Source organism: Gemmata sp. SH-PL17 (assembly GCF_001610855.1).
GTDB classification, from domain to species: domain Bacteria; phylum Planctomycetota; class Planctomycetia; order Gemmatales; family Gemmataceae; genus Gemmata; species Gemmata massiliana.
Genome location: NZ_CP011271.1, coordinates 5,385,026 through 5,404,447 on the forward strand (window position 1 = coordinate 5,385,026; position 19,422 = coordinate 5,404,447).

At 64.8% G+C, this 19,422-nt stretch carries 12 protein-coding genes and 1 pseudogene; 8 read left to right on the forward strand and 5 right to left on the reverse strand.

The window, feature by feature from the left end; all coding sequences use genetic code 11:
• Nucleotides 1–175: 175 nt before the first annotated feature.
• Nucleotides 176–2,131 (forward strand): FG-GAP repeat domain-containing protein, encoded by a 1,956-nt coding sequence (locus VT84_RS22115; RefSeq protein ID WP_082843371.1) that lies wholly within the window; start codon nucleotides 176–178, stop codon nucleotides 2,129–2,131.
• Nucleotides 2,132–2,169: 38 nt separating this feature from the next.
• Here the strand turns inward: VT84_RS22115 and VT84_RS22120 are convergent, their stop codons facing one another.
• Both VT84_RS22120 and VT84_RS22125 read right to left on the reverse strand, forming a co-directional pair.
• Nucleotides 2,170–2,778, reverse strand: a complete 609-nt coding sequence (locus VT84_RS22120) for a hypothetical protein (protein WP_052552083.1) — start codon at nucleotides 2,776–2,778, stop codon at nucleotides 2,170–2,172.
• A gap of 62 nt (nucleotides 2,779–2,840) precedes the next feature.
• Nucleotides 2,841–3,554 carry a GDSL-type esterase/lipase family protein gene (locus VT84_RS22125; RefSeq protein WP_082841015.1) on the reverse strand — a complete coding sequence of 238 codons (714 nt, stop codon included), beginning with the start codon at nucleotides 3,552–3,554 and terminating at the stop codon, nucleotides 2,841–2,843.
• Nucleotides 3,555–4,113: 559 nt separating this feature from the next.
• Between VT84_RS22125 and VT84_RS22130 the strand changes: the two are divergent.
• The 4 genes and pseudogenes from VT84_RS22130 to VT84_RS22140 all read left to right on the forward strand — a co-directional run.
• Nucleotides 4,114–5,094, forward strand: a pseudogene (locus VT84_RS22130) (nitrilase-related carbon-nitrogen hydrolase); the annotation flags it as partial.
• Nucleotides 5,095–5,133: 39 nt separating this feature from the next.
• Nucleotides 5,134–5,502, forward strand: coding sequence for an ACT domain-containing protein (locus VT84_RS42370; RefSeq protein WP_410000405.1), 369 nt, complete (start codon nucleotides 5,134–5,136; stop codon nucleotides 5,500–5,502).
• Entirely contained in the window at nucleotides 5,499–6,569 is a 1,071-nt protein-coding gene (locus VT84_RS40205; protein ID WP_204249620.1) for a GNAT family N-acetyltransferase, read from the forward strand. The genes VT84_RS42370 and VT84_RS40205 overlap by 4 nt, the downstream gene beginning before the upstream one ends.
• A 295-nt stretch (nucleotides 6,570–6,864) precedes the next feature.
• Nucleotides 6,865–8,457 (forward strand): RNA polymerase sigma factor, encoded by a 1,593-nt coding sequence (locus VT84_RS22140; RefSeq protein ID WP_157469706.1) that lies wholly within the window; start codon nucleotides 6,865–6,867, stop codon nucleotides 8,455–8,457.
• 116 nt (nucleotides 8,458–8,573) lie between these two features.
• Here VT84_RS22140 and VT84_RS22145 read toward each other — a convergent pair whose 3' ends face one another.
• From VT84_RS22145 to VT84_RS40210, 3 genes are all read right to left on the reverse strand, one after another.
• A complete protein-coding gene (locus tag VT84_RS22145; protein ID WP_082841017.1) occupies nucleotides 8,574–9,836 on the reverse strand; it encodes a metal-dependent hydrolase family protein in 1,263 nt (420 codons plus the stop codon).
• Between the two features lie 20 nt (nucleotides 9,837–9,856).
• Entirely contained in the window at nucleotides 9,857–10,729 is an 873-nt protein-coding gene (locus VT84_RS22150) for an alpha/beta hydrolase (RefSeq protein ID WP_052552091.1), read from the reverse strand.
• A gap of 135 nt (nucleotides 10,730–10,864) precedes the next feature.
• Nucleotides 10,865–11,224 (reverse strand): hypothetical protein, encoded by a 360-nt coding sequence (locus VT84_RS40210; protein WP_052552092.1) that lies wholly within the window; start codon nucleotides 11,222–11,224, stop codon nucleotides 10,865–10,867.
• A gap of 135 nt (nucleotides 11,225–11,359) precedes the next feature.
• On the opposite strand from VT84_RS40210, the gene VT84_RS40215 reads away from it, so the two are divergent.
• The 3 genes from VT84_RS40215 (at nucleotide 11,360) to VT84_RS22165 (ending at nucleotide 19,408) form a co-directional block, all read left to right on the forward strand.
• Complete coding sequence (locus VT84_RS40215; protein WP_204249621.1) at nucleotides 11,360–11,539, forward strand: hypothetical protein; 180 nt, start codon at nucleotides 11,360–11,362, stop codon at nucleotides 11,537–11,539.
• 563 nt (nucleotides 11,540–12,102) lie between these two features.
• A complete protein-coding gene (locus VT84_RS22160; RefSeq protein WP_082841018.1) occupies nucleotides 12,103–15,579 on the forward strand; it encodes a response regulator in 3,477 nt (1,158 codons plus the stop codon).
• A 625-nt stretch (nucleotides 15,580–16,204) separates the two neighbouring features.
• On the forward strand, nucleotides 16,205–19,408 hold the full coding sequence (locus tag VT84_RS22165; RefSeq protein ID WP_082841019.1) for an RNA polymerase sigma factor: 3,204 nt from the start codon (nucleotides 16,205–16,207) through the stop codon (nucleotides 19,406–19,408).
• Nucleotides 19,409–19,422: the final 14 nt, after the last annotated feature.

A 19,422-nucleotide genomic window follows, 5' to 3' on the forward strand; every position in this document is an offset into this window, starting at 1 on the left:
GAGGTAAGCCCCGTGCGGTTCGTCCTCGCAGTCATGCCATTCATTCATCGGCCAGTTCGTCCCATTGAAACCGAAAAAACGTTGAGCGCGGTCTACCGAATGGCGACACTTGGGGCGCGTCGCGGACCCGCGCTCGGTGGCCCGAGCCGGGAACGACCTGGTCCCAGAGCAGCACATGCGCACGCTACTGTCACTCTTCGCACTCTCCCTCGTTCCCAATGCCCTCCACGCCGATGAACTGGAACCGCTGAAGTACAACCATCCCGGCCTCGTGGTCGACCTGGGAGTGGGGTTGTGGGCGTGGCCGGTACCGTGCGACGCGGACGGGGACGGCGACTTCGACCTCATCGTCTCGTGCCCCGACAAACCCTCGAACGGGGTGTGGTTTTTCGAGAACGTCACCGGCGACACGGCCAAGAACAAGCACCCCGTCTTCAAACCCGCGCGGAAACTCAGCGGCGCTGCGCACTACGTCATGCCGTCCTTCGTGGACGGCAAACTTCGGGTTCTCACACCCGGCACCGAGCACCCGAACTTCATCACAAAGGGGCTAACCGAGGTGAGACCGCTGTCGGTGCCCAAAAACTTCTACAAGCCGGAGGGGAAGCAGCCCAAAGGCCCGAAGGTGCGGCACAACCAGTGGCGCTTCGCGGACTACGACGGCGACGGGCGACCCGACTTAGTCGTGGGCATCGAGGACTGGAGCTTCTACGGCTGGGACGATGCGTACAACGCGAAGGGCGAGTGGCAGAACGGCCCGTTACACGGCTTCGTGTTCGTTTTCCTCGCGAAAGATGGAGGAACGTTCGCCGATCCGTTCCGCGTGGAAGCCGGCGGTAAGCCGGTCGACACGTTCGGGTGCCCCACGCCGAACTTCGCGGACTTTGATGGTGACGGGGATCTCGATCTGTTGTGCGGTGAGTTCCTTGACGGGTTCACCTACTTCGAGAACATCGGCACGCGCACGAAGCCGAAATACGCTCCGGGCCGGCGGTTGAAAGATGCTGCGGGTGTGCCTCTCGCGATGGACCTCCAGATGATCGTGCCGATCGCGTTCGACTGGGACAAGGACGGTGATCTCGACCTCATCGTCGGCGACGAGGACGGGCGCGTAGCGCTCGTGGAGAACACCGGGCGCCTGGACGCGGACCGCGTGCCGGTCTTCGCGCGCCCGGTGTACTTCCAGCAACAGGCGGACGCGCTCAAATGCGGCGCGCTCGCGACCCCCGTAACCGCGGACTGGGACGGTGACGGCGATCTCGACATTCTGAGCGGCAACACCGCGGGGTACATCGAGTTCTTCGAGAACCTGAGCGGGCCGGGTGTACCAAACCCGAAATGGGCCACACCGAAGCGCCTCACGGTCGATGGCAAGCCGTTCCGGGTGACGGCCGGTCCCAACGGCAGCATTCAGGGACCGGCCGAAGCGAAGTGGGGGTATACCACGTTCAGTGTTGCCGACTGGGACGCAGACGGACTCCCGGACATCGTGCTGAATAGCATTCTCGGCGAAGTCGTGTGGCTCAAGAACGTCGGCACGCGCACGGCGCCGAAACTGAGCGCCCCGCGCCCGATCGAGGTGGCGTGGCCGAAAGAGCAACCGTCTCCTGAACTCGCATGGGGCTGGCGCAAACCTCAAGGGAACGCGCTCCTGACGCAGTGGCGCACCACGCCGGTCGCGTTCGACTTCAACCGCGACGGGCTGCCCGATCTCGCGGTACTCGACACCGAGGGCTACCTCGCGCTCTTCGAGCGCGCCAAACGCGCCGGTAAGTTGGTGCTGCTTCCTCCGCGTCGCGCGTTCGTGTCCGAAAACGGGGAACCGCTCCGGCCGAACCCGAACGCGGCGGGCAAGAGTGGGCGCCGGAAGTTGTGCGTGACGGACTGGAACGGGGACGGGAAGTTCGATTTTCTCCTGAATTCCGCGAACGCGGACTTGTTGCAGCAGGTCGGTGAGAAGAACGGTACCTGGGTGTTCAAGAACGCCGGCGCATTGGCGAAACGGAACATCGAGGGCCACGACGTCAGCCCGAGCGTCGTTGATTTCGACGGGGACGGCGTACCCGATTTCCTCGGCGGCGCCGAAGACGGGCGGTTGTACTTCCTGCGCAACCCACGCACGAAGAAGTAAATTCAGCGAAGTAGGGGCGTCGCGTGGTAATTTTGGACTCAGTGGGCAGTTCCAGTGAGTATGTGAGACGGGTCGCGTTTGATATCGAACGCCTTAACGACGACCGATCCCCCACCCGGCAGCGCGAGGACAAACGGGTCGGTCAGAGCGGGTTGGTTCCAGACCGCGGAGCCAGCCAGATAGTCGGCCCACTCGGTTAGCACATCGCCCGCGCTCGCGGCCACGACGATCAACAGGGACGCGGACAGCTTCCATCCGAGCCGCTTCAGCTTGTCCGCGTCGGCTTCGAGCTTTTGCTGCCACGTCCTGCCGACGCGGTTCCCGTCGTGGAGCAGAGCGATTTCGGCAAACAGCCAGCAGTGGTTGGCCCCGTCGTTGGGACCACCTACCCGCAAATCACCCGAGCCGAGTTCCGGTGTACCACCGTCGTCTGCCACGTTCTCGCTGCTGTAGGTGGGTTTGGCCGTGACCTCGCAGAACGGATAAGTCGCTTCTCGAAGTTTGCAGGCCAAGAACGCTTCCCAGTTGAGCCACTCCTCGAACGATGAAGTGGTCTCGACCATCAACCGCAGGTCAGCGGCGCGAGTCGTGAGCCGATCACAAACGGTTCGGAACACACCGACGGCGAAGGAATACGAAGCGCCCATTTGCTGACCTGTCGGAATGGTGTCGGTTCGTGTTTGTGGCAATCGGGACGCGGGCGCTGCAGTTACTTGAGCAGTGCCTTCAGCGGCTCCTCGATCGCGTCGGCCCAGATGCCGTACCCCTTCTCCGACAAGTGCAAGGCGTCCGGCATGATGTCGGCGGACAGAGTACCGTCGTCGGTCAGGAACTTCTTGCCGATGTCCAGGTACACCACGCTCTTCCCGTCTCCCAACTTGGAAATCGCTTCGTTCGCTTCGGTGATCTTCTTGCGGAACGCGGTCCCGGCCGCTTTGTCCCGCGGGAAGATGCCGAGCAGCAGTATCTTCGCGTCCGGGGCCTTCTTACGGACGCTCGTCACCACCGCTGTGACGCCCTTAACTGTGTCCGCGACCGAGTCGCCGGGGAGCCCGAAGTTGTTCGTCCCGATCATCAGCACTACGGCCTTCGGCTTGATGCCATCAAGGACACCGTCGTTGAGCCGGTACAGCACCTCGCGGGTGGTATCGCCGCCGATCCCGTAGTTCGCGGCATTGAGCGGCGCGAACCGCTTCTTCCACACCGACGCGCCGTCTCCGCCCCATCCTTGGGTGATCGAGTCCCCCAGGAACGCCACATCGACCGCGCCCTTCTTGGTCCGCGCGAGGTGCCCCGCGTGCAGCTTCTTCCAGGTTTCGACCGACATCCACGGGTACTCTTTCGCTCGTGCGGCCGGTTCCCACGCGACATCTTTCGCGGGCGGTTGTGCGACGGCGAGAAGGGTCAGTACGAGTGCGTGCATCGGCTGCTCCGAACGAGTTGGTAGTGTCAGCATATCCGCAACGCGACGCGCGTCCGTACTGCCTCCCACAACCAATCAAATTCAGATACTGTTGCGCGCAATCGTGCAATCAAAAAAACGCCTCGCGTCTAGACGCAGAAACTGATCGATTCTTGAACTCGGTATCGCATTGGACGCGCGCCGTGAATACTCGCACTTCGGCGGCTAACATTTGCTAACATTCTGGGACTACGAGGGGCACGCACCTTCATTTCGCCGCGAAAAACGCCTTTTCCCCCTCGCCTCAGCTAACATACGTTCCATTTCCCAGGTGCGAACGCTCCACGCGACCCTGCACACACTGTTCCATCTTCGGGCATTATACCGGCAATAGAATTGCGACATCAAGACCACTAGTGAAAATAAGATCAATAATTTACTGGAGGTGAGCTACTGAGCCGGCGACAGCGAAGAGGATTTCACCGCAGAGGGCACGAGAGGGCGCGGAGAACCGGACCGCGTTCCCACGGTGAACCTCGAAGCGCTTGAGATCCCGAAGCCCGTCGCCTACCTTGAACGCATGAATCCGCTCCTGATTAACGACGTCTCTGCTACTCGCACGGTTCGTGCGGCGGTCGTACAGTCGGCCCCGGTACTGTTCGACACGCCCCGGACGCTCGACAAACTCGCCGACCTGACGGCCGACGCCGCCCAGAAGAAAGCCGAACTGGTCGTGTTCCCGGAGGCGTTCATCGGGGGCTACCCGAAGGGGCACGACTTCGGGGTGAGTCTCGGCGTTCGCACGCCCGAGGGCCGGGACGAGTTTCGGCGCTACTTCGAGAGCGCCATCGACGTGCCGGGGCCGGCAACGGAGATGATCGGCGCCATTGCCAAGCAGCACGGCATCCATCTCGTCGTCGGGGTGATCGAACGGAAGGGCGGCACCCTGTACTGCTCGGCACTCACGTTCGGACCCGACGGTTCACTTCTCGGCACGCACCGGAAGCTGATGCCGACGGCACTGGAGCGGGTCGTTTGGGGAACCGGTGACGGGTCAACCCTGCCCGTCGTCGATACGCCGCTGGGCAAGGTCGGGTCGGTCATTTGCTGGGAAAACTACATGCCCCTGCTGCGGACCGCGATGTACGCCAAGGAGGTGGAATTGTACTGTGCGATCACCGTGGACGACCGGGAGACGTGGGTGCCCACGGTGCGGCACATCGCACTCGAAGGTCGGTGCTTCGTCCTGTCGGCGTGTCAGGTGTTGCGTCGAACCGACTTGCCGACCGACTACCCGACCGGGCGGTTCTCGGTCGACCAGGAGTGGCTGATTCGAGGCGGCAGTTGTATCGTCGGCCCACTCGGGCACTTGCTCGCGGGGCCGTTGTACGGTGAGGAGGCCGTGCTGTTTGCCGACCTGGACCGGGCCGACCTCGTGCGGGCCAAGTTCGACTTCGACGTGGTGGGCCATTACGCCCGGCCGGATGTGTTCCGGCTCACCGTCAACGAATCAGCGGTGAAGCCGGTGACGTTCGCAACTGCCTCCGAACAAGCCGAAGCGAGCCACGGATCGGCACGTGACGCCCTTACGTTGCTCGAAGTGGCCGGGCGCTTCGCTGTTTGCAAGTTGCCGCCCGGCTCGGCGATTCCCGCGTGGGCGACGGTGGGGGACGTGTTCAATATCAGTCGAACGGCCGACGAATTGTCGGTGGTGTGTCGGCAGGAACTGGTCCCCGAGGGAACGCACTGCGAGCGCGGATGGCGGTGCCTGCGGGTGGCCGGGGCGATGCCGTTCACCCTTGTCGGTGTGCTGGCTTCGCTCACCGCGCCGATCGCGCGGACCGGGATCGGGGTGTTCGCGTTCTCGACGTTCGATACGGACTACTTATTGGTGAAGGCCGAGCGGTTCCCGGAAGCAGTCGCGGCCCTGCGCGCGGCCGAACATACAGTGGAGCTGTTGACCACATGACTCCCGAACAAGTCGCCGCCAGCTACGACCAGATCGCCGACCAATGGGTCGAGGTCTCGACCTACGGGTTCGCCCAAATCGAGCGCGCCGTCGCCTTCGTGAAGCACAGGGGGGCGGCCCTTGATGTGGGGTGTGGTACGGGGCGGCTGATGGGACTATTGAGCGGGCACGGGTTCCGCACGGACGGACTCGACGTGTCCCCGGCGATGATCGCCCGCGCCCGGGAGCGTCACCCGGGGGCCGAACTGTTCCACACCGACGTCTGTCGGTGGGAATTACCCCGGTCGTATGACCTGATTGTGGCGTGGGACAGCGTGTGGCACGTCCCGCTGGCCGAGCAGGAAGCGGTTTTGAAGAAACTGTGCCGGGGACTGTCTGCGGGCGGGGTGCTCGTCTTCACAATGGGCGGAACGGATGAGCCGAACGAAAAACAGAACTCGTACATGGGACCGCCCTTGTACCACGCCACCCTCGGGATTCCCAACACGCTACGAGTCCTCGCCGAGATGGGTTGCATTTGCCGCCACCTGGAGTACGACCAGCACCCCGAATCGCACGTCTACCTCGTCGCTCAGAAGTCGGAGACCAGCGCCCCAACGACGAGCGACCTCGTTCGCCTGCGCCCCGTCGAGCGGAACGACCTGCCCCGGATGTACGAACTGCAACGCGACCCGGACTCGAACCGGATGGCGGCCACGATTCCCCGGGACCGGGAAGCGTTCGACTCGCACTGGGCAAAGGTGCTGAACGACCCGAGCGTCGCCGCCCGAGTGATCCTTGTTGGCGAGGAGTTCGTCGGAATCGTTTCCTGTTTCCCGAGGGACGGCGCGGATCACGTCGGGTACTGGATCGACCGCGCGTATTGGGGCCGGGGGATCGCCAGCCGAGCGCTGCGCCTGTTACTCCAAGAGATCCCCAAGCGCCCGCTAACCGCCACCGCCGCCACGAGTAACGCGGCGTCCCTGCGGATACTCCAGAAGTGCGGGTTCGTGGTCACACAGGTCCGGCACGACCCGGCCACCGACCGCTACCCCGAGTGCGAGGTCGCCGTTCACGTACTGAGGTAAGCCGGCAATCCGCACTCGGCCGACGCGAGGCCCGCTGGTAGGTCGCGCCTCGTTGGGAACGAGACGAGTTCGAGAGCTCCTTCTGAATCACCTGCGGATCGTAGAACGGTGAGGCATCTCCGATCACATCCCGCTCTATAGAGGTGCGAAGTGCGGGCGCGTCCTCTCCACGACGTCGCCCTTACCCGCAATCGTTGCTGCCTGGTACCCCGTGTGAAAAAATCGTGGATGAATTGGCCCCCGAGAGCGGAATGATGGGTAAGAGCCGCTGAACTCAGCACTAGGAGGGTGGGTGGTGACGATCCGAATTCATCGGACAGTGAGCGCGCTCGCTCGAATGCCGGCCGACGCATTCCCCGAAAATCGGCACACCGATGAGGAACTGATCGGCGCGTTCGTTGAGTTACGGGCTCCTGACGCATTCGAGGAACTCGTCCGTCGGCACGGGCCGATGGTCCTCGGCGTGTGCTTGCGGGTGCTGCGCCACCGGCAGGACGCCGAGGATGCGTTCCAGGCCACCTTCCTAGTGCTGGCGCGTAAGGCCGGTTCGATCTCACCTCGCAACGCGGCGGCCAACTGGTTGCACGGGGTCGCACTCCAAACGGCGATCCGGGCGCGGGCGATTACCATGAAACGGCGCAAACGCGAGACTTCGGTCCCGTTGGTTCCCGAAGCGGGGGTTCGGGAGGTCTGGTGGGACGATGCGGCAGCGGTTCTGGATGAGGAACTGGGGCACCTACCGAGCCACTACCGGGCCGTTGTCCTCCTCTGTGATGTGGAGGGTAGGACGCGAGCGGATACCGCGCGCCACCTGGGGTGCCCAGAGGGATCGGTATCGAGTCGACTGAGCCGCGCGCGGGCGCTACTGGCCCGGCGGTTGAGCCGGCGCGGGGTCGCGCCCCCGTTGGGCGGGCTGGCTCTGCTAGCGGGGCCGAGCGCGGCCATTGCGGTGCCGCCGGCGCTCGTGAAATCAACGGTCGAGGCCGCCGGATCCGTGCCGGGAGCGAGTACCTCCCCGGCAGTCACAACTCTCACCGAAGGGGTTCTCAAGGCCATGCTGATTACGGAACTCAAGACGCTCGCGCTGATAGCCCTGTTCGTCGGATTCCTCGGACTCGGTGGAGCGATCGGGATCGGGCGGTCTGCCGGTCAACAGCCCGGTAAACCAGTTGAGGAGAAACGGGCCGATGGCCCGAAGAACCCCGAAGTTGCTCTTCAGAAGGAGGTGGACGCCGCTGTTGAGAGTGTCAAACGGGCGAAGAAGGCCCTCGACTTGGCGGTCACGGAGCTACACCGAGCTGACGAGCGCCTGGCCACAGCCAAACGAAAGGGTAAACCGCTCGAAGTGAAGCCCGTGACCGGTAAACTGCTCCGATCCGATGTAGCGGAGCGAACGGTGCATGTAGAGGTGTACAAGGAAGTCGCGGATTCCCGCGCGGAGTTGTGGGGTGGGATCATCGGGTTCTGCGGGCACGTGTACGAAACCTTCCCATTGGTACCACAAGCGACCGTTCTGCAAGACCATGTGCCGACTAAATTGGCCGATCTGAAGGAAGGCGCACAAGTCACGCTCCAGTTGGGACGTGACGGCAAGAGCGCCGAGAGTGTGACGGCCGACGGCGGGTCCGTGCGGGGGCGCTTCGTGTCCTGGAACGAGACCAGGAACACGATCACGGTCACGATCGGCGCGAAGAGTGAGCCACGAGTGTTCCACCTATTGAGGGCGTGCGTGCGCGGGGCCGCTCACGTCAAGGACTTCAAACCGGGTACACCGCTCTTGATTACCCGGTCCGTCGAGGACGCGAACACCGCGATTGAAATCGAAGCCGTTGCTGCCGGTGAGGACAGAACCGAGCCCCAGCCCAATCAACCCGCGAAGCGGGAATAGCTGGTCGCACACGAGGGACGCTCAGCAGTGCCGCACGGATCCTCGGGCACTTGATTTAACGGCACCCATTTCCAGAAACGTTATTCGGCACATTTTGGCTCGAGTGCCGAATCCGCCTATTTCAATTGTCCCGCCTTCACGACCCCGCCCTGCATGACCGCAATGAACCGGGTGCGGTCTTCCAGTACGCTGATGTCCGCAAGCACGTCCCCGTCCACCACCAGCACGTCCCCGAGCTTTCCCGGTTCCAGTGTCCCGAATTCGGCCCCCCGCCCCATGATCTGCGCGCCCGTCCGCGTCGCACACGTGATGACTTCCAGCGGCGAGAACCCGACGTACTTCACGAAGAAACTCAGTTCGCGCGCGTAATCGCCGTGCGGATTCCATCCAAAACCAAAATCTCCACCCATGCCGAGGCGCCCGCCGGCCTTCAGGATCTTGCGGGCGCTTTCGGCCCCGCCCTCCAGCGTCTCCTTGTGTCCATCAATCACGCGCGGCGGTAACCGGAACTCCGGTCCGCGCTCGACGCTCGCCAGCTCGAAGTACAGGGCCGGCACGCACGGCACGTCGCGCTTCAGGAGTAACTCAAGCCCCTCGTCGTCGATGAACGTACCGTGCTCGATCGCGTCGTACCCGGCCCGCAGCGCGTTCTTGATCCCCTCGGTCGCCCGGCAGTGTCCCGTCACCTTCAACTTGTGGTTGTGCGCTGTGGACACGACCGCGTGCATCTCCTCGAACGTCATGCATAGCGTGTGGTGGTCGTTCGTGTCCGGCGCGGCCGCGTCGCCGGTGGGGTACGTCTTCACCCACTCCACGCCGTCCTTCACCAACTTGCGCACCGCGGACCGGGCCTCGTCCGGGCCGTTCACGAGCAGCACCAGCCCGTCCATCCCGATCTTGCGGAAGTCCGGGTTCCAGTCCATTAGCCCGCCGACGCCGCAGATCTCGCGCCCGCTCGCCGCGAGACGCGGACCCGGGCACAAATCCCCTTCGATGGCCTTCTTCAGCCACACGTCGATGTTGAACAGACTCCCGCCGCTACGTGCGGCGGTGTACCCGCACTCGAGGGCCAGTTTCGCGTTCGCCGCGGCGAGCAGCGTGACGTACTCGACTGGGTACTTGATGTCGAGGTCTTCGAGCGCGGCCACATTGAAGTACGTGGGGTGGAAGTGGGCCTCCACGAGCCCCGGCATGATCGTACCCCCGCGCGCATCGATCCGCGTAGCCTCGGGTTCAACGGTCGGAGCCTCGCGCATCGGTCCCGCGAAACTGATGCGCCCGTCGCGGATCACGAGCGCGGCGTCGCGCACGGGCGGGCCGCCGTTGCCGTCGACGAGGGTGCCGTTTGTAATAGCAGTTGTGCCTGAAGCGAGTTTCATGGGAGAGGTTCGCGTTGGGGCTAAAGCGAGTTCAAGAACGAGTGCAGTAACCGCAGCGTGCTCGGCGTGTCCTGCCAGTGAACCAGGTGGCCCACGGCGGGCAGATCCACCCGCGTGCAGTCGGGGAGTGCCGCGGCGAGCGGGTTCGCGTCTTCGGGCGGGAGCATCCCGCCGTACAGCGGGTCCGCGACGATGAGCAGCGCCGGGCACTTCACCCGTTTCGCGATCGCGAACACGTCGTAGCCGTCCAGCCAGTGCTTTTTGAGCGGCGGGTCGAACACGCCCGGGTCGAGGTCGCGCAAACAGCGCGCGACGAAACGCAGAGAGGCCGCGTCGCGGAAGTCGCCCAGGCGGATGGTTTCGCCCGGCTGCGCCCCGGGAACGCGCACGTCCGCGAACTCTCGCGCGACCGCGCTCGTGTCCTTTCGCCCCGCGAGTTTCTGCATCGCGGCCCAGATGGTGCCGTAGGGCGAGGTTTCGAGCGTCGCCAGGAACCGCGGTCCCGGTGGGTCGATCAGCACCACCGCCGTAACGAGATCCGGAACTTGCGCCGCGACGCCCATCGATACGAGCGCGCCGAGCGAGTGACCGACCAACACGCATTTCTTGTGAGCGGCCTTCACCGCCGCGACGAGGTCCGGGACGTAGTCCGCGACGCGGTACGCGCCCGGGGTGCGTGTGGATTCGCCGTGCCCGCGGTGCGAGTATGCGTGAACGTGCCACCACGCCGTGAGGTCGCACAGAATCGGGCTGAAGTCCTCCCACCGGCGCGAGAGGCCGTGAACGAGCCACAATGATTGTTTCGCGACCGGCCCCGCGACGCCCCACAGCGCGGAATACTCTTCGTCGCTGCCCGTGGGGTTGATAATGGGAATGCTGTCGGTGGTAAACATGGAGAGGCTCGTTCTGTTTGTAACCGCTTGCGGTGAGCGGTGAAAGCGCGATTTTACTCGTGGTACAGGCCTCTGGCCTGTGGGAAACGTCCACAGGCCAGAGGCCTGTACCACCAAACCACAAAGCCACGCGCATCAATTCAACGGGTAACTGCAGGCGCACAGAGCAAGCCGCATTGTTACACCAGTTTCCAGCCCTTGCGGTACTCGCGGTGGATGAACGCATCGGCTCCGGGGGCAGTTGGGCGCCTTCATCTTCTCCGCGTCCCATTCCAGGCGCTTGCCGACGCGGAACGCGACGTTCCCCAAGTGATTCGACTCGGTGAGCCACCCCGCGTACTCGAAGTTGCACGTCGTGGGGGCGCCGGTCTTGCAGGCGTGAATCCATTCCGCGTAGTGCCCGCGCGACTTCTCGATGAACGGCTTCGGTCGTGCAAAGTCCGCGAACTGCTTTTCTGGTAACAGCACGTGTTTGGAGTAATCGGAGAGCAACATTCCCCCATCCCCAACGAAAAGCACGCCGCTACCCACTGCGGGATCTTCTTCTCGGTGAGCAGCGCGGGCTTATTGGCGCCCTGGTACCACGTCATCTTCACCGATGGCATCTCCCTGCATGCGGGGAACTCGTAAGTGGCCTGCATCGACGCGGGCGCGATCTCCGGGTGCGGCTTCGGGCCGGACACTTCCACCGCGGTCGGCGCCTTCAACTCGAGCGCCCAGAAGGGCAAATCGTTCCCGTGCGCACCGAGACCGGACATAGTGCCGTTGCCGAAGTCCCACCAGCGGTACCACTTCGGCCCCGGCACGTAGATCGGGCTGAACGGCCGCTCCGCCACCGGCTCAACGATCGTGACCGATGAGGGCGCGGCCGTGTTCCGCCTCGCCTACGCGCCGAAGGACAAAGTGTGGGTCGCGGTCGTGAAGCCCAAGATCGTCGTTCCGGCCGAAGAGGGCGATCCGAAATTATGAGAGAAATCACGGCTGTCGAACGGAACAAATGATATACTCTTAAAAAAACCATAGATTCAGCCGGAGCCTGCGACGCAGGAGCCGAACTACTGAAATACTCTTGCTGGCCCCCTTTACGAGCGTGGCAAGAGAGCCGCCCTCCCGAAAGAACGGACCAACCTTAACACAAATCGTAGCGGACCAAATATTAGATCCGCTACGGTTGATCGCATAGACTCGATCGGCACGTCAGAAGCGCGTGGCAAGTTCGCCTCCCGCGTTGTGCTCGGGGGCGGTCACGCGCCCGTGACGATCTGCTCGAATCGACCGTTCACCAACATTTTTCTGACTCGAACCCGGACCGCGCTTCGTGCGGTCCGGTACCCGGAGCCGCGCGGCGGAATCCGGACGAAAGGGATTCGCTCGTGCCCACAGTTCTGATCGTCGACGACCACCCCACCAACCGCGAGGTGCTTGTGGCCCTGCTCGGTCACACGGGGTACCACGTACTCGAAGCGGTCGACGGCGAGGACGGGCTGAGGGGCGCGCGGGCCGCGCGGCCGGACCTCGTGATCGCCGATATTCTGATGCCGACAATGGACGGGTACGAGTTCGTCCGCCGGCTCCGGGCGGACCCGGACCTGGCGCACACGCGCGTCATCTTTTACACCGCGACCTACCTCGAACCCGAAGCCACGCGCCTGGCCGAGACGTGCGGCGTGGCGACGGTCCTGACCAAACCGTGCGAACCGGAGCTCGTCCTCCGAACCGTGGCCGCGGTCCTGGAACGACCCGCCGTTCCGCTCACGCAACTGGACGGCGCCGCTTTCGACCGGGCTCACGTACACCTGCTCACGGACAAGCTCTCGGAAAGGGACGCCGCGCTCCGACACACTAACGAGCGACTGGAACGGGTTATCGAACTCGGTTCCCGCCTCGCAGCGGAGCGCGCCCCGCACCAACTCCTTCAGCGCTTCGGTGACGGTATCCGGTGCCTGCTGGGCGCGCGGGCCGCCGTGGTCGGCTTCCCCGGGATCGCCACCGGGGAGCCCCTCCTGCTTACGAGCGGCATCGACGGCCCCGCGCACCGGGACGTGTTGCGCGCCGGGCCGCTGGGCGGTGAAGTGGCCCGCGCCGTTGCGGGTGGGACCGCGTTCCGCGCGGCGTCCCTCGAGGGGGGCACCGCGGTCGGGGTGCCGGTCGGGTTCCCCCCGGCGCGGGCGGTACTGGCCCTTCCCGTCCGCGCCGGGGACGGGGGGTCGGGTTGGGTGTGCCTCCTCGACAAGCTCAACGGAGCCGGATTCTCAGCCGAGGACGAGCACCTCGGCGGGATGCTGGCCACCCAGGTCGGGCGGTTCTATGAGAGCATCTGTTTGTACGCGGAGCTGGCCCGTCACAGTGCCCGGTTGGTCGCAGAGGTGGCCGCGCGGGGGCGGGCCGAGTCCGAGGCGCAGGGTACCGCCGACCTGCTGCGGGCCGTCACGGACTGGGCCCCGGACGCGATCTTCGTTAAGGACCGGGCCGGGCGCTACCTGCTGGTCAACCCCGCGGCGGCGCGGGTGCTCGGGAAGCCGGGTGACGAGATCCGCGGGCGGGTCGACGCGGATTTTCTCCCCCCGGACAGCGCCCGTGAAGTGGCCGCGCGCGACCGCGCAATCGTCGCGTCGGCACGAACCGATACGTTCGAGGAGGAGCTGACAACGGAAGCCGGTACGCGGTGCTACCTGACGACCAAGGGGCCGTACCGGGACGCGGCCGGGGCGGTCGTCGGGGTCGTCGGGGTTTCCCGGGACGTGACCGAACAGCGCGCCGCCGAGGGCGCCCTGCGCGTGCGGAACGACCTGTACGCGATGCTCGCCCGGACCAACCGGGCCGTGAGCCGGTGCCGGTCCGCGCCGGAACTGTACGGGGAGCTCTGCCGGATCGCCGTCGAGGTCGGTCGGTTCCGGTTCGCCTGGGTCGGGGTTCCGGAAGGGAACCGGGTGACCCCGGTCGCCACCGCGGGCGACGACCAGGGATACATGGCGACCCTGGTCGTTACCCGCGACGAGAACGACCCCCGGTCCCACGGGCCGACGGGGCGCTGCGCCGCGACCGGGCGCGCGTTCGTCGTCAACGATTTCATGAGCGCCGCCCAGACGCGCCCCTGGCAGTCGGAGGCCCGGCGGGTGAATTTCGCGGCGTCCGCGACCTTCCCCCTCGTGGAGCGCGGGCGCGTCGCCGCGGTCCTCACGATGTACGCCGAAACCACCGGTTTCTTTACCGACGACCTCGTGACCACGCTGAGCGAAATTACCCCCAGCGTCTCGTTCGCCCTCGATGCGTTCGTCGAGGAGCGCGAGCGGAAGCGCCACGAGTCCGATCTCCTGCTGCGCGACCGCGCGATCCGGGCGGTGTCACAGGGCATCATCATCACCGACCCGTGCCGACCGGACAACCCGATCATCTACGCGAGCCCGGGCCTCGAGCGCATCACGGGCTACGCGACCGGGGAGTTTCTCGGTCGGAACTGCCGGTTCCTCCAGGGCGCGGGGACCGCCCCGGAACCCGTCGCCCGGCTCCGGGCCGCGGTCCGGGCCGGCGAGCCGTGTACGGTCGAGCTCCTCAACTACAAGAAGGACGGAACCCCGTTCTGGAACGAGCTGTCCATTTCGCCGGTGCGCGACGAAACGGGGCGGCTGACCCACTTCGTCGGCGTACAGGCCGACGTGACCGCCCGGCGCTCGCTCGAAGAGCAGTTGCGCCAGTCCCAGAAAATGGAGGCGATCGGGCGCTTGGCGGGCGGGGTCGCCCACGACTTCAACAACCTGCTCACCGTCATCAACGGGTGCTCCGAGATGGCCCTCGGCGACCTACCGTCCGGCGGGTCCGCGCGGGCATTCATCCACGAAATTATGGCGGCCGGGGAGCGGGCATCGGGCCTCACGCGGCAGCTCCTGGCGTTCAGCCGCAAGGCCATCGTGTCCCCCAGGCTGCTGGACCTCCGGGTCGTGGTCGCCGACCTGGAACGGATGCTCCGCCGGCTCGTGGGGGAGGACGTCGCCCTGAGCGTCCGGGCGGGTCCGGGCGCGGGCACCGTGCGGGCCGACCCCGGACAGGTGGAGCAGGTGCTCATGAACCTGGTCGTCAACGCCCGGGACGCGATGCCCCGGGGCGGGTGCCTGCGGATCGAGATCGAAAGCGCCGACGTCAGCGCGGACGAGGCCCGTACCCGCCCGGGCGCGCACCCCGGGCCGCACGTTGCCCTCAATGTGACGGACACCGGGTGCGGTATGGAGCCGGCCGTTCTTGCCCGGATCTTTGAGCCGTTTTTCAGCACCAAGGGCGAACACGGAACGGGTCTGGGGTTGGCCACGGTACACGGGATCGTTCAGCAGAGCGGCGGCCACATTAACGTGTCGAGTGAGGTCGGTCGGGGGACCACGTTCCGGATCTACTGGCCCCGGTGCGCTCCGGAACCACCCCGGAGCGGCATACGCCCGGCCCCGGTCGCGCTCGCCACGGGGACCGAAACGGTACTCCTTATCGAGGACGAGGACGGGGTCCGGGCGCTGGCCCGCAACATGCTGAGGAAGTGTGGGTACACTGTTCTGGAGGCGCGCGACGGGGACGATGCGGTCCGACTCGCCGCGCAGTACCCCGGGCGCATCGGACTCGTGCTGACCGACGTCATCATGCCGCGCCAGAACGGGCGCGACGTGGCGGCCCGCGTCGCGCAAATTCACCCCGAGGCGCGGGTGCTGTTCATGTCCGGGTACACGGACGACGTCATCATCCGCCACGGCGTCACGCGGGCCGAAGTTTCGTTCCTTCAGAAACCCTTCTCGCTCACCGCACTGGCGACCCAGGTTCGGGAGATACTGGACCAAGAACCCGTACCCCACAGCCCCGCCCCTGCGTAAGGCGCCCGGTCCCCGACCAAGTGCTCGGACCGGCCCGCCGCGCGCCGGTGGTCGCCTCGGGAAAACCGACCGTACCGGCACCCGTTCCGAGCCACCACTACCTACGGCCCCTGCCGGTGCGCGACGACAAGCGACGGATCGATGTCACCGCGCACTTCAAATCGCGGGATGAGCACGAGGACACGGACCAGAACACCTCCCGGCCCGCTTCGATTTGCTGCCCCCTTCGATACGAATTGGAATCAATTCATACCCGCACTTCGCGAACGGATCGCTTCTCCTCGCGATTCGCCACAACTGAACTTGCGTATATTTTGCGATGTGGTAACATCGTTTAAATGGGAGGGATATTCTCTCGAATCCGCGCGACGAGCTTTACGCGATTCGGGACTCAAAAGTTGAAATCTCGGAGTAAAATTTCGTGCGCGACATTATCGCCGCAACCACCATCCAAAAAAGCAATTACGTCAACCAACACGAGCTAGACGAGACCCAAAATGTTAGCAAATGTTAGCCGTCGCCCGGTCCGACGAGAAGCCCCGGAGGTGATGTGAAACAAAATTGTGCGACGCGCGGAGCATCTGCCACACACTATTCGGGCGAACCGTAACTCGGAGGGTCGATCATGCCCCGCTCCGCAGTCGCGCTCGTGCGATTCGCCGCTCCGCCCACGTCTCGAACGACGGACGGGCAGTTGCTCCGCATGTTCGTAGCCGCGCGCACCGATGACGCATTTGCCGAGTTGGTCCGGCGGCACGGGCCGATGGTGCTCGCAGTGTGTCACCGGGTGCTCGCAAACCCGCACGACGCCGAAGACGCCTTCCAAGCCGTGTTCCTTGTACTGGCCCGCAAAGCGGGCGCGGTTCGCGGGTCGAACGTCGCGGGGTGGCTCTACAGCGTCGCGGTGCGAACCGCACGAGGAGTGCGCATCATGCGGGACCGGCGAAAGCACGTCGTCGCGAGTCAGAGTGCCAGAATCAGCGCCCCCACGATTCCGGACGACACCCTCGTTGTCACGGAGCAAGCGGCCATCATCGACGAAGAACTGGCGAAGCTCCCCGAACTGCTGCGCGAAGCGCTCGTGCTGTGCGAACTGCACGGGCTGTCCCGCAGACAGGCCGCGCTCGAACTCGGGATCGCCGAAGGGACGCTCTCCAGCCGGCTCGCTGCGGCAAAGCGGAAGCTCGCAGAACGCCTCTCGGCCCGTGGAGTTACGGCCACCGCCGCACTAAGTATGCTGCTCTCTTCCGCCACAGTTTCGGCCGGCCTGCTCCGGACCACGACGGCCGCCGTTCGCGGCGCAGCGGGAAGTGTGGCGAACGCGGCCGCAGCCACGGTCCTCAAGGGGATGCTGTTCGACCAACTCCGGTCCGTTGCGCTCACTACCGTGCTACTCGCCACCGTTGTGTGCGGTGGGTACGCGATGACCGCCGCGCCCGGTTCCCCGCCAGAAGCAACGCCCACCGCTCCTGCACCACGACTCGCCGAAGACCCCGCCGCGCCACTCGTGAAGCAGCTCGGCAGCGAAGACTTCAACGAGCGCGAGGTTGCAGATAAAGAGCTGCGCAAACTCGGACTCAAAGCCGAAGCCGCACTCAAAGTCGGACTGAAGGCCGAGAACCCCGAAGTCCGGGCGCGTTCTGCTGCGATCCTCACCGCCGTTCGCAAATCTGCACTCGAAGAACTGGCGAAGACCTTCGACCCCAAAGCCGACGGCGAGCCAACTCACCCCGTCTGGAAGCGCTACCGGGCCATTGCCGGAAACACCCCTGCGAGTCGCGAGTTGTTCGCCCTGATCGTTAAGCACGCGGACTGGCTGCACCGACTCGGCACCGCGGAAACCGGTCCCGAATCGGCCGAACAACAATACCGCGAAGCAATGGTTCAAATGGGCCGGCATTTCCTGGGCAACATGCGCGTGTTTTTCGAGATCCCAGTGTGGCCGTGTGATTACGGCCAAGAAACCGCGTATTTGATGCTCCTCGGCAGTTACCCCGGCACCGAAAAGGCGCGGTCCAAATGCGTAGGCGATGAGGCTGAACTGTTCTTGCACGGCGAGGGGCGCATCCATTTCGCACGCGGATTGGAACTCGGGCTTCAGGGTAAGACGCTCGAACAGAGCCCCAAGTTTCGCCCCGATACAGTTGATGCAGTGCCGGGAACGAATCGCGTTTTTGGAAAATTGCTCGCGTCGTGGCTCACCCACCGGACCGAACCGGCCGTCATCTACTGCGCTCTCGAACTGGCCGTGAAATGGCGCACCGCAGACGTGTTGCCTGCGGCACGAACCATCGCGGCCGACAAGGAGCGCGGACCGGATGCCCGGTGCGCCGCCCTGCACGCCGTTGCCCAGTTCGGTACCATCGCAGACCTACCGCTATTCGCCCCGCTCTACGACGACCCAACGGGTCTCGTCGTTCCCCCTCCGCCGTCGATCGGACTCGGCCCGCGCTCGCGCCGCATGCAGGTTCGCGACCACGCCGTCGGTCTCGCGCTCCTGCTGTGCGACCGAGACCCGTTCGAGTTCGGGTTCCCCTACGCGCAGAACCGTTTCGCCCGCGAGAACGGTCGCCCGGTCGTCGCGGTCTACGTTGGAGAGCCGTTCGGCTTCCCCAATGAGGAAGCACGGACCGCGGCTCACACCAAAGCCCGTGCGTTCCTCGACAAGCAAAAAGACGCACCGAAGCCGGACCCGGCCCACATGAAGCTCATCGAACGGCTCGGCAGCGAGGATTTCGCCGAGCGCGAGGCCGCACACAAGCAACTGAAAGAACTCGGCTCGAAAGCCCGAGCTGCCCTCGAAGCGGGGATCAAATCCGGGAACGCGGAGATCGTGAAGCGATGCCGTGAGTTGCTCGACCAACTGGCCCGTGCCGAGTTCGACGCGACGCACTGGCCGCGGTTCGCAAAAGTGATCGGTGACGACAAGCCGAGTCGTGCCCTTTTCGAGCGCATCCGGAGTCTGCCGCGCAACGTCGAACTACTCGACGCGGTCGCAGCGAACCCGAACGCAGCCGGCAAGCACTACCACGATCGCTGGGCCGAACTGAACAAGACCGCGCGCGTCCCGATCGGGGTCGGCTCGTTCCAGCTCGTAGCCGCGCCGCTCGCGGACGTGGTGGGGTGGATGTATTTGGGCACATTCCCCGGCGCCGAAGGAGCGTTCAACACCTCACACAGCATCGATTTTCTTCCCGGTGGGAAGCACTCAAACGACGCAATTGCGGCCGCACTCAAGGACAAAACGGTCGCGCCCGCAGTTCGTCAACTCGTCGGTAAGTGGACCGCGGCGCGGGTCGATTACACTGGGCGCGCGTATGGCTTTCAACTCGCGCTCGATTTCGGCATCGAAGAGGTGCTCTCGGCCGCTCGCGAAACCGTTCGCGCGAAAGTCAAAGACGACCCGTACCCCGGAAACACGGCGCAGAACATCCGGCTCGCAATCCTCGTTGTTGGCAAGCTCGGCTCGAAGGACGATCTCCCGCTATTGGAAGTGCACTCAGCAAACGATACCCAGTGCGGCGTCTTCCTTCACGATCCGCCAGAGAAACCGGGCGAACCGGTCTTTCGCATCTACCGGCTAGCAATTGAGGGCCAAGACACCACGATCCAGGTGCGCGACGTGTCCACCGCGATGCGATTACACCTGCTCGGCCAGAACCCGGACGACTTCGGTTTCTACTGGCGCTGGCCCCACGGCTCGGATGCAGGGAAGCGCATGGAACCCGACAACCGATTCAGCCCGTACTCAATCGGGTTCCTGCGAAAGACCGACCGTACCGCAGCGCACAAGAAAGCTCAGGAGTGGTTCGACAAACAGAAGAAATGATTCCCCGTACCGGT

Coding starts and splice junctions, on each gene's coding strand:
- VT84_RS22115 (WP_082843371.1), top strand. CDS start 176: ATGCGCACGCTACTGTCACTCTTCGCACTCTCCCTCGTTCCCAATGCC.
- VT84_RS22120 (WP_052552083.1), bottom strand. CDS start 2,778: ATGGGCGCTTCGTATTCCTTCGCCGTCGGTGTGTTCCGAACCGTTTGT.
- VT84_RS22125 (WP_082841015.1), bottom strand. CDS start 3,554: ATGCACGCACTCGTACTGACCCTTCTCGCCGTCGCACAACCGCCCGCG.
- VT84_RS40205 (WP_204249620.1), top strand. CDS start 5,499: ATGACTCCCGAACAAGTCGCCGCCAGCTACGACCAGATCGCCGACCAA.
- VT84_RS22145 (WP_082841017.1), bottom strand. CDS start 9,836: ATGAAACTCGCTTCAGGCACAACTGCTATTACAAACGGCACCCTCGTC.
- VT84_RS22150 (WP_052552091.1), bottom strand. CDS start 10,729: ATGTTTACCACCGACAGCATTCCCATTATCAACCCCACGGGCAGCGAC.
- VT84_RS40210 (WP_052552092.1), bottom strand. CDS start 11,224: ATGTTGCTCTCCGATTACTCCAAACACGTGCTGTTACCAGAAAAGCAG.
- VT84_RS22165 (WP_082841019.1), top strand. CDS start 16,205: ATGCCCCGCTCCGCAGTCGCGCTCGTGCGATTCGCCGCTCCGCCCACG.